The organism is Saccharothrix sp. ST-888, assembly GCF_000955975.1.
Classification (GTDB): Bacteria; Actinomycetota; Actinomycetes; order Streptomycetales; family Streptomycetaceae; genus Kitasatospora.
In genome coordinates this window covers 1-281 of sequence record NZ_JYJF01001043.1, presented here as the reverse complement: position 1 = coordinate 281, position 281 = coordinate 1, and the positions used below count along the sequence as shown (strand labels likewise).

At 72.6% G+C, this 281-nt stretch carries 1 protein-coding gene; it reads left to right on the top strand.

Going from position 1 to position 281, the window contains the following annotated elements:
- Window positions 1-281, top strand: a 281-nt coding sequence (locus tag UK12_RS35510) for an acyltransferase domain-containing protein (RefSeq protein WP_156179182.1), incomplete at both ends; no start/stop codon positions are given.

The following is a 281-nucleotide window of genomic DNA, read 5'->3' as shown; positions in this document are numbered from 1 at the left end:
CGTTGGAGGATGTGCTGCTCGGCCGGGCCGGTGAGGCGTGGCTGGAGCGGGTGGATGTGGTCCAGCCGGTGCTGTGGGCGGTGATGGTGTCGCTGGCGGGGGTGTGGCGTTCGGCGGGGGTCCGTCCGGCTGCGGTGGTGGGTCATTCGCAGGGTGAGATCGCGGCTGCTGTGGTGGCTGGGGCGCTGTCGTTGGAGGACGGCGCGAGGGTGGTTGCGCTGCGCAGCAAGGCGATTGCCGGTGGTCTGGCGGGCCGGGGCGGCATGGTGTCGGTCGCGCTG